The organism is Streptomyces sp. NPDC093586 (genome assembly GCF_044764905.1).
In the GTDB taxonomy this organism is placed as follows: domain Bacteria; phylum Actinomycetota; class Actinomycetes; order Streptomycetales; family Streptomycetaceae; genus Streptomyces.
Window position 1 is genome coordinate 67586 of the sequence record NZ_JBIWJA010000036.1, and the last position, 9496, is coordinate 77081.

Genomic DNA, 9496 nt, shown 5'->3' on the forward strand with positions numbered 1-9496 from the left:
TGTCAGTCACCGCTGACGTGAAAGCATCAGTCCATGATGACGTCAGTCGACACTGACCTGATCCGGGTCCTGGCGGATCCGCTCAGGCTGCGGATCGTGACACTGCTCGCCCGCGAGACGCTGTGCACCACCCACCTCGTCGAGGAGACGGGGGCGCGGCAGACCAACCTCTCCAACCACCTGCGCGTACTGCGCGAGGCCGGGGTCGTCGAGACGGAGCCGTGTGGCCGGTACACGTACTACAGGCTCTGTCCGGACGTCATCGCCACGCTCGCCGGACAGTTCGCCGAGCTGGCCGCCTCCGCCCGCACCGCCGCCGAGAACAAGAGGGCCTGTCCGTGACCCGCACCGAAGCGCCCGTGACGACCGCCGAGGAGCCCTCCGTCGTCGCGAAGCTGTCGACGCTCGACCGTTTCCTCGCCGTGTGGATCCTCATCGCCATGGCCGTCGGACTCGGCCTCGGCCGCGCCCTCCCGGGTCTGGACGACGCACTGGCGAAGGTGGAGCTCGGCGGCATCTCCCTGCCGATCGCGCTCGGCCTGCTGGTCATGATGTATCCGGTGCTGGCCAAGGTCCGCTACGACAGGCTCGACGCGGTCACCGGCGACAAGAGGCTGATGGTCTCCTCGCTGGTCGTCAACTGGATCGTCGGGCCCGCGGTGATGTTCGCGCTGGCGTGGATCTTCCTGCCGGACCTGCCCGAGTACCGCACCGGGCTGATCGTCGTCGGTCTCGCCCGCTGCATCGCCATGGTCGTCATCTGGAACGACCTCGCCTGCGGCGACCGCGAGGCCGCGGCCGTCCTCGTAGCCCTGAACTCGGTCTTCCAGGTCCTGGCGTTCGGCCTGCTGGGCTGGTTCTACCTCGACCTGCTGCCCGGCCGGCTGGGCCTGGGCGACGGCGAGCACCTGGACATCTCCATGTGGAAGATCGCCCTGAACGTGGTCGTCTTCCTCGGTGTACCGCTGCTGGCCGGTTTCCTGACCCGCCGGATCGGCGAGCAGAGGATGGGCCGCGGGCCCTACGAGCAGCGCTTCCTGCCGAAGATCGGGCCGTGGGCGCTGTACGGGCTGCTGTTCACGATCGTCGTCCTCTTCGCCCTGCAAGGAAAGACCATCACCTCGCAACCGCTGGACGTCGCCCGGATCGCGCTGCCGCTGCTGGTCTACTTCGCGGTCATGTTCTTCGGCACCTTCCTCCTCGGCAAGGGCCTGGGGCTGGCCTACGACCGCACCGCGACGCTCGCGTTCACGGCCGCGGGCAACAACTTCGAGCTGGCCATCGCGGTCGCCGTCGCCACCTTCGGCGTCACCTCCGGCCAGGCCCTGTCCGGCGTGGTCGGCCCACTCATCGAAGTGCCGGTGCTGATCGGCCTGGTCCACGTCGCGCTCGCCTGGCGAAGGAAGTTCACCGCCGACGCGGTGACGACGGCGCCGTGACGCGGCTCGTGGACGTGGTGGTGGTCGGCGGTGGCCAGGCCGGGCTCGCCGCCGGCTACCACCTGCGCCGCCGGGGCCTGGACTTCGTCGTCCTGGACGCCGGTGCGGAGCCGGGCGGCTCCTGGCGGCACATGTGGGACTCGCTGCACCTGTTCTCCCCGGCCGAGCACTCCTCCCTGCCCGGCCGGCTCATGCCCGCCCAGCCGGGCCGGACGTATCCGGACGCCGGGCACGTGGTCGAGTACCTCACCGACTACGGGAAGCGCTACGCCCTTCCCGTCCAGCACGGCACCCGGGTCGACGCCGTGCACCGCGACGGCGACCGGCTCCTGGTGGAGACCGACTCCGGGACCTGGCGGGCCCGGGCGGTCATCAGTGCCACCGGCACCTGGTCACGGCCCTTCCTCCCCGCCGTCCCGGGCCGCGACGTCTTCACCGGCCGGCAGCTCCACACGGTGGACTACCGCCGCCCGGCCGACTTCGCCGGGCTGGGGAGCGTGATCGTGGTCGGCGGCGGGAACTCCGGCGCGCAGATCGCCGCCGACCTCGCCCTGGAAGGCGACGTGGACGTGAGGTGGGTGACCCGGCGTCCACCGCGCTTCCTGCCGGACGACATCGACGGCCGCGCCCTGTTCGACGTCGCCACCGCCCGCCGCCGCGCCCTCGACGCCGGCCGCGGCGACACCGGCGGCGTCGCCTCGCTGGGCGACATCGTGGCCGTGTCACCGGTGCGGGCGGCGCGGGACGCGGGCCTGCTCAAGGCGTCACCCATGGCCGTCCGCGTGGACCGGCACGGCGTGGTGCGGGCCGACGGCACCCGCGCCGAGGCGGACGCGATCATCTGGTGCACCGGATTCCGTCCCGCCCTGTCCCACCTCGCCCCGCTCCGGCTCCGTGGCACGCGCGGGCGCATCGCGACCGAGGGGACCCGCGCGGTCGACGAACCGCGCCTGCACCTGCTCGGCTACGGCGACTGGACCGGGCCGGCGTCCGCGACGCTGATCGGGGTGGGGCGCCCGGCGCGGAACGCCGTCCGCGAGATCGCGGCGCTGTGGGCGCGGAGCTGACAGGGGGCCCGGCGCGTTCCGTGTCCCCCGGTGTCGCCCGACACCGGGTCGGTCGACGAGCGGGCTGCGGCGCTCGACCAGGACGACGTCGCGCCAGCGGCCGTGCTGCCTGCCGATGCGCTCGCGCGTGCCCAGCGCACGGAAGCCGGCCCGCCGGTGCAGGGCGAGACTGGCGGTGTTCTCCGGGAAGATGCCCGACTGGATCGTCCAGATCCCGGCCGCCTCGGTGGAGTCGATCAGCGCCTCGAGCAGCGTGGAGGCCACGCCCCGCCCCCGCGCCCGGGGGTGGACGTACACGCTGTGCTCCACGACCCCGGCGTACGCGCACCGGTCGGAGACCTTCGACACGGCGACCCAGCCCAGCACCGCCCCGCTCTCGTCGAGCGCGACGAAGCGGTGCTCGGCCGACTTCGCGGCGTCGAACGCCTCCCAGCCGGGCGCGCTGGTCTCGAAGGTGGCATCGCCCTCGTCGATGCCCGCCTGGTAGATCGCCAGCACCTGCTCGGCGTGCTCCACCGTCAGCGGCACGACCACCGGACCCGACGTCCCGCTCACCACGTCCCCCTCCGCCCGTTCGTTCGTCAGGCCGCGGCGGGCACGGCCAGCAGCTTGCCCATCGCGGCGAGCACCGACGGCTCGACCCGGTAGTACACCCAGGTGCCACGCCGCTCGGAGGTGAGCAACCCGGCCTCCTTCAGCTTCTTGAGGTGGTGGGACACCGTGGGCTGGGAGACACCGACGTCGGAGATGTCGCACACGCACGCCTCCCCGCCCTCGTGCGAGGCCACGGCGGAGAACAGCCGCAGCCGGACCGGGTCGCCGAGCGCCTTGAACATCCGCGCGGCCGTCTCGGCCTCCTCGGCGGTCATCGGGCGCTCGGTCAGCGGCGGGCAACAGGGAACCGCAGCCTGGCGGTCGGATTCGGGCAGCGGCGACACCCTCGTGTTCGACATGCGTCTATGTTGACACAGTTCGAATCAAGGCGGCGAGGGTCGCCACCGGTGCGCAAGGCGACCGGCCGGGCGCCGGGCGGCACGCCCCCACCCCCCTCCCACCCCGCACAGCGAGTTCGGCGACAGACCGCGCCGCCGCTCCAGTCCGACGAACACCAGTCCCGGCACCCCGGCAGCGAGGCCCTCACGGCACCGGGGGCCGACACCCCCGGCGGGGAGCCGTACCGGACCGGGCGAGAACAGGATGAGGCCGTCGCAGTGCCGCGACCACGCCCCGGCCACGCGGCCGGGCCCTCCGGCACCACCAGCCGCAGCCCCGGCGCGGCAGGGCACGGCGCGGCAGGGCACGGGGCGGCAGGCCCGGACCGGCCACACCGATGACGGCGACGTCGACACGCATCATCAGCGAGCCCTTAGGCTTCGATGAGTGTCTATGTTGACGAATATCGATACAAGTGTCACGCTGGGCCGCACAAGGCATCGACAGATGTCGAAGCACGCAAGGAGTCGCCGTGAACGCGCCCGCTACCACCGAGCTTCCCGTCATCGTGATCGGGGCCGGCCCCGTCGGCCTGGCCGCAGCAGCCCACCTGGTCGGCCAGGGCGTCGAGCCCCTGGTCCTGGAAACCGGCCGGAGGGCCGGCGCCGCGGTGCGCGAGTGGTCGCACGTGCGCCTGTTCTCCGCCTGGGGCGAGGTCGTCGACCCGGCCGCCGAGAAACTCCTCACCCCCACCGGCTGGACGCACCCCGACCCGTCCGCCTACCCCTCCGGCGGCGACTGGGCCGAGCTCTACCTGCAGCCGCTCGCCGACGCCATCGGCGAGCGCGTCCGCTACGGCGCGCGCGTCACCGGGGTCTCCCGGGCGGGCCGGGACCGCATCGTGGACGCCGACCGGGAACGGCAGCCCTTCGTCGTGCACGTCGCCCACGCCGACGGCCGCGAGGAGCGCCTCTTCGCCCGCGCGGTCATCGACGCCTCCGGTACCTGGGCCACCCCCGGTCCGGCCGGCGGCAGCGGCCTGCCCGCCCTCGGCGAGAAGGCCGCGGCCGACCGGATCACCTATCGCGTCCCGGACCTGCAGGACCCCGCCGTCCGCGCCCGGTACGCCGGCAGGCGCACCGCCGTCATCGGCTCGGGCGCCTCCGCCTTCACCGCCCTCGCCCACCTCGCCGACCTCGCGAAGTCCGACGACGTGGCGGGTACCGAGGCGGTGTGGATCCTGCGCCGGGGCATCTCCGGCTCCACCTTCGGCGGCGGCCAGGCCGACCGGCTCCCGGCCCGCGGCGCGCTCGGCCTGGCGGCGAAGGCCGCCGTCGACGACGGTCACGCCGACGCCGTCACCGGCTTCCGCACCGAGGCGATCGAACGCGAGGCCGACGGCCGCCTGGTCCTGGCCGGCGAGGACGGCCGCCGCCTGGAGCCGGTGGACGAGGTGATCGTCCTGACCGGCTTCCGCCCCGACCTGTCCTTCCTCTCCGAGATCCGCCTCGGCCTCGACGAGCGCCTCCAGGCCCCGACCGCGCTGGCCCCGCTGATCGACCCGAACGTCCACTCCTGCGGCACCGTCTACCCGCACGGCGTGAAGGAACTGTCCCACCCGGAACAGGGCGTCTACCTGGCCGGCATGAAGTCCTACGGCCGCGCCCCCACGTTCCTCGCCATGACCGGCTACGAACAGGTCCGCTCCATCACGGCCGCCCTCGCCGGGGACCACGAGGCCGCCGAGCGCGTCGAACTGACCTTGCCGGAGACCGGTGTGTGCGGCGGCGCAGGCCTCTTCGACGAGCCCGAGGCAGCGCAGAGCGGCGAAGGCGGCGGCTGCTGCGCCGCCCCCGCCACGCTGCAGATCGGCATCGGCGCACCGACCGCCTCCGGTGGCTGCTGAACACCGCTCCCGTCCCGGAGGGTTCGCCGTGTCACGTGCGCGACTCGGCCCTACGCGTACCGGATCCGCCCGCTTCCATCGCCCCCTGCGCGAAGCTCTTCGGCGCCGAGCCCGCCAGGCTCCGCGACGGCTTCGCCGTCATCGAGTCCCCCGCTCGGGATGGGGCTTGCGGGAGGACCGTGGCACCGGGCAGGGCGTTCCCGACCGGACCCTTCTTGGTGATGACGATGCGGCCCGCGTCCGGGGCCGGCGGCAGGACGGCCGACGAGCGGCTGGGCGACTGCTCGGCTGCCGTGGTGGCGACGTAGGGATGACGGTGGGCGGCGGATCGCGGATCGGACGGCCGACGGCGGTGGGCGGCCGGTGTGGTCGTCCACCGCCGTCGCGCGGTGCGGCTCGCGTGCTCGCGGCTCTCGCATCACGGAGCGGGGCTCACGACGCGGGTCTCTCAGCTCTCAGCTCTCTGCTCTCTGCTCTCCGGGTGCGGCTTGCCGTTCCGGGGACGCGGCCCTCGGCTCAGCTGAGCGGTGGTCCCGGTTCCGGGTTCGGTACCGGCTCCGGTCCCGGCGGGATCGGTGACGGAGAGGGCTCCGGCGGACCGGGGTGCGGGGGCGGCGGGGTCGGCTGCGGTCCCGGGGACGGGCCGGGGCCCGGAGGCGGGGGCGTCGGGACCGGGCCGGGGCCCGGCGGTGGCGGCGGGGGCGTCGGGTCGGGACCCGGCCCGGGCGTCGGAGGCGCGGGGGTCGGAGGTGCGGGGGTCGGGTCCGGGCCCGGAGTGGGTCCCGGGGTGGGCCCGGGCGGGACGGGATCCGGATACGGGTTCGTCATGGCGGGGTCCTCCGGCCAGTCGGTCGACAGCGGCTCTGGACTTGTCCCCCGCCTACCCGACCGTGGCGTCCCCACTCACTCCCCCGCATGACGGGCGGGGCCCAAGTGGCCGAGGAAGTCCGCGGCTCCTCAGGGCGTGGGCGGACCGCTCCGGACGGCCTCCGCACCGGCGGCGAGTCCCGGCCCGGGACTCGCCAGCACCGGGATCCGGGTGCGCGTCAACCGCCGGGCCGGCGCCATGGACGCCTGAGCCAGGACGATCGCGTCGGCGTCGTCGACCCCGTCCGCGGCGGCCGCCACCAGACGTGCGTAGCGGTCGGTGTCCCCGGCCTCGAAGCACGGCCAGGCACCGTCGGCCAGAAGCGTCCGCACCTCGACGGGGCGCCCGGCTCGCCGGGCCTCCTCCTCGACGAGCGTCCGGGTCGGCGCGAGTGTGCTCTCCAGGGCGGCGAGGACGACGACGCGCGGACCGGCGGCCACCGCGGCGGCGGCCATCGGCCGGTCTACGCGCAGGACGGGCACCCCGGCCCCGTCGGCGACCTCCTCGGCGACGCCGCCGATGGTGGAACAGGTGCACAGCACGGCGCGCGCGCCCTCGGCGACGGCCCGTCGCAGCGCGGCCAGGATGTCGGCCCGCACCGCCTGCGGCCCCTCGCCACGGGCCCGGTCCAACAGTCCGGCGTCGACGTGGTGCCGCAGTTCGAGGCCGGGATGTGCTTCGTCGCGCAGGGCCTCGAAGACCGGCACGTGGACGGGTGAGGTGTGCAGCAGTGCCAGCATGCGTGGGACTCCTCGTCCTTGTCGTGCCTGCCGTCCCTGTCGTTCTCGTCAGAACCGGTCGGGATGGGCCACGAGCCATTCCTTCGCCGCGCGCAGCAGCTCGGGGTCGGCGTCGGGGGCCTCGTCCGGGTGACGCTCGGCCCACTTGACGACGTACGGGCACAGCGGGGCGACGGCGACGCCCTCGCCCCGCGCGATGGTGTACAGCTCGCGCGCCAGCGAGCCCGCGATGCCCTTGCCCTCGTGTGCCGGCTCGACGATGGTGTGCACGGGGACGAGGGCGCGCTCGGGAGCCTCCAGGACGAAGTACTCGATGCGTCCGACCACCTCCCCGTCGCCCCACGCCTCCAGGCGGCCCGCCGTCCGGTCGTCACGGATCTCGATGTCGCTCACGGGCACGCTCCTCGTGCGAGTTGGATCAGGCCGACACGGCCTGGGGACTGCGCTCCTGGTCCGATCCCGGCACCGGTTCGGACGGGTCCGCACCGAGCTTCACGACGCGGTTGTCGCGGTCCACGTGCACGACCCGCGGCTTCAGCGACCGCGCCTCGGCGTCGGTGACCTGAGCGTAGCTGATGATGATCACCAGGTCGCCGGGGTGGACGAGGTGGGCCGCGGCCCCGTTGATCCCGATCACACCGGATCCGCGCTCGCCCTCGATGACGTAGGTCTCCAGCCGGGCACCGTTGGTGATGTCGACGATGTGCACGAGCTCACCGGGCAGCAGATCGGCGGCGTCCAGCAGATCGGCGTCGATCGTCACGGATCCCACGTAGTGCAGGTCGGCCTGGGTGACGGTGGCGCGGTGGATCTTGGACTTGATCAAAGTTCGCAGCACTTTGGACTCCTAGAAGACGGCTCCCCGCCAACTTCCTGCAGGTCAGGGGCGTCCCTCACTGTACATCGGCATGCCTTCGGCTCGAAGACCTCCAGGAAAATCGTACGTTGCTGTGACCAGGCTTGCCGCCTGCGTCTTTCTGCGCCAGCAGGCTGCCACCAAGCCACCGACCGGGCGCACGCGCGGAGAGCCGTATGGGACTGATGCTGAGTGGATGCTGACTTACCTGACATCTCATCAGGCATGTCGAGAGTCGGCGGCACTGGGCCTGCTCGGGGGTTAATTCGATCCCGGCTCACAGGCGAGTGCGAGAGCCGACCAGCACGCTCCACCACCACATGATGGAGCACTCCCGCGTCATCTCCCCCTCTCCGCCATGCCCAGGGCGCAGGGATCAGTCTCGGATGGCAACGGTTACGGGCGCAGAAGATATTCACCTGGTTTTCCGTGGCCCATCGGCCTTCAACTCTTCCATGAAGTGCCGAACTCGGCGTCGCGGAGCTGGGTCGTGTGTCCAAGATCAGGGGCCAAGGCCCGTATGAAGTTCCCCCGTGATCTTGGACACTCGTTCGTTATGCCGCGAGGGCGTGTTGATGCCACTGCCTGGTCTCGGACGGTGTGAGGTAGCCGAAAATCTTGTGCTTGCGCAGGCGGCGGCGGTTGTAGAAGGTCTCGATGAAGGTGAAGACCTCGGCGCGGGCGGTGGCCCGGTCGGGCCAGGTCCGGGGTCCGATCTCTTCCTTGAGCAGGGCCCAGAAACTCTCCGCTGCGGCGTTGTCGAAACACGATCCGGTGCGTCCGCAGCTCTGCCACAGCCCCAACTCCTGTATTCAATCCCTGAATTGCGCCGATGTGTACTCGCTGCCGCGATCGCTGTGGATCACGCATCCGGGCTACAGACCGCCTCGGCCGTGGGCCATGTCGAGGGCGTCGACGACGAGCTCGGCGCGATGGTGATCGGCCATGGCATAGCCGACGACCTCGCGGGTGGCCAGGTCCAGCCAGCAGGCCAGGTAGAGCCAGCCCTGCGCCGGCTTTGCAGAGAGAACCGCGAACAGCAGCAGACGATCGAGATCCTGAAAAAAGCGACGGCCTTCTTCGTGAAGGTTCCTCACGCTCCGCGCCGGTCAGCTCGCCCGCGGCGCCCTCGCCCTGGTCGGCCTTGGCCCGGCGGTACCAGCCGCGCAGGGACTCCGAGCTGATGCCGAGTTCCCGGACGACGGCGGTGACCGTCTTCCCCCAGGAGTCGACGAGCGCGACCGCGTCCCGCTTGAACTCCTCGGTGTACCGCTTCGTGTACTTGCTTCCCACCTGGTGCTACTTCCTCTGGAACCTCAAGATCCCAGTCTCCAGGTGTCCACGATCAAGGGGAAGCTTCAATCTGGTTGCGCTCCCAGCGCTGCGGGTCGGGTGGGATGGGCCAGCCTGTGGAAACGACAGCGCGGCATTGCTGCCAGGTGCGGTACCAGGTGTAGGTGCGGACAGCTGGCCTAAGCGGGCGAGTGCCGGTGTTCTCAGCCCACTGTTCGGACTGGCCAAGCAAGACCCGATCCGTAGGCCCAGCGGAGCCTGTGGGCCCCGCGCCGCCCACTTGACGCGACAGCCGGATCGCTAGTGTCCTGCGCCAGAGATCCGTCGGCAGATGCGGGCGAGGGAGTCGAGGATTTCCTCGGCGGTCTTGGTCCAGATGAACGGCTTGGGGTCT

10 protein-coding genes and 2 pseudogenes are annotated in these 9496 nt (G+C 72.0%); 4 read left to right on the forward strand and 8 right to left on the reverse strand.

The window, feature by feature from the left end; translation table 11 throughout:
• The first annotated feature begins 33 nt into the window (after positions 1-33).
• From ACIRFH_RS29220 to ACIRFH_RS29230, 3 genes are read left to right on the forward strand one after another with little or no spacing between them, the layout of a single operon-like run.
• Positions 34-342 (forward strand): ArsR/SmtB family transcription factor, encoded by a 309-nt coding sequence (locus ACIRFH_RS29220; RefSeq protein WP_403527098.1) that lies wholly within the window; start codon positions 34-36, stop codon positions 340-342.
• Positions 339-1439, forward strand: coding sequence for an ACR3 family arsenite efflux transporter (gene arsB / locus ACIRFH_RS29225; protein WP_403527101.1), 1101 nt, complete (start codon positions 339-341; stop codon positions 1437-1439). The genes ACIRFH_RS29220 and arsB overlap by 4 nt, the downstream gene beginning before the upstream one ends.
• Complete coding sequence (locus ACIRFH_RS29230; protein WP_403527104.1) at positions 1436-2506, forward strand: ArsO family NAD(P)H-dependent flavin-containing monooxygenase; 1071 nt, start codon at positions 1436-1438, stop codon at positions 2504-2506. The genes arsB and ACIRFH_RS29230 overlap by 4 nt, the downstream gene beginning before the upstream one ends.
• A gap of 54 nt (positions 2507-2560) precedes the next feature.
• Here the strand turns inward: ACIRFH_RS29230 and ACIRFH_RS29235 are convergent.
• Positions 2561-3061, reverse strand: a pseudogene (locus tag ACIRFH_RS29235) (GNAT family N-acetyltransferase); the annotation flags it as partial.
• Positions 3062-3087: 26 nt separating this feature from the next.
• Entirely contained in the window at positions 3088-3459 is a 372-nt protein-coding gene (locus tag ACIRFH_RS29240) for an ArsR/SmtB family transcription factor (RefSeq protein WP_403527107.1), read from the reverse strand.
• Positions 3460-3971: 512 nt separating this feature from the next.
• On the opposite strand from ACIRFH_RS29240, the gene ACIRFH_RS29245 reads away from it, so the two are divergent.
• On the forward strand, positions 3972-5345 hold the full coding sequence (locus ACIRFH_RS29245) for an NAD(P)-binding domain-containing protein (protein WP_403527109.1): 1374 nt from the start codon (positions 3972-3974) through the stop codon (positions 5343-5345).
• A 957-nt stretch (positions 5346-6302) separates the two neighbouring features.
• Here ACIRFH_RS29245 and ACIRFH_RS29250 read toward each other — a convergent pair.
• The 6 genes and pseudogenes from ACIRFH_RS29250 to ACIRFH_RS29275 form a co-directional block, all read right to left on the reverse strand.
• Positions 6303-6953, reverse strand: coding sequence for an aspartate/glutamate racemase family protein (locus ACIRFH_RS29250; protein WP_403527112.1), 651 nt, complete (start codon positions 6951-6953; stop codon positions 6303-6305).
• Between the two features lie 48 nt (positions 6954-7001).
• Positions 7002-7346 (reverse strand): GNAT family N-acetyltransferase, encoded by a 345-nt coding sequence (locus ACIRFH_RS29255; protein ID WP_403527115.1) that lies wholly within the window; start codon positions 7344-7346, stop codon positions 7002-7004.
• A gap of 25 nt (positions 7347-7371) precedes the next feature.
• On the reverse strand, positions 7372-7791 hold the full coding sequence (gene panD, locus ACIRFH_RS29260) for an aspartate 1-decarboxylase (RefSeq protein ID WP_403527118.1): 420 nt from the start codon (positions 7789-7791) through the stop codon (positions 7372-7374).
• Positions 7792-8363: 572 nt separating this feature from the next.
• A complete protein-coding gene (locus ACIRFH_RS29265; RefSeq protein ID WP_159044772.1) occupies positions 8364-8612 on the reverse strand; it encodes an integrase core domain-containing protein in 249 nt (82 codons plus the stop codon).
• A 72-nt stretch (positions 8613-8684) separates the two neighbouring features.
• Positions 8685-8906 carry a hypothetical protein gene (locus tag ACIRFH_RS29270; protein ID WP_078941062.1) on the reverse strand — a complete coding sequence of 74 codons (222 nt, stop codon included), beginning with the start codon at positions 8904-8906 and terminating at the stop codon, positions 8685-8687.
• Positions 8907-8961: 55 nt separating this feature from the next.
• Positions 8962-9102 (reverse strand): annotated as a pseudogene (locus ACIRFH_RS29275) (transposase); the annotation flags it as partial.
• Positions 9103-9496: the final 394 nt, after the last annotated feature.

Coding starts and splice junctions, on each gene's coding strand:
- ACIRFH_RS29220 (WP_403527098.1), top strand. CDS start 34: ATGATGACGTCAGTCGACACTGACCTGATCCGGGTCCTGGCGGATCCG.
- ACIRFH_RS29240 (WP_403527107.1), bottom strand. CDS start 3,459: ATGTCGAACACGAGGGTGTCGCCGCTGCCCGAATCCGACCGCCAGGCT.
- ACIRFH_RS29250 (WP_403527112.1), bottom strand. CDS start 6,953: ATGCTGGCACTGCTGCACACCTCACCCGTCCACGTGCCGGTCTTCGAG.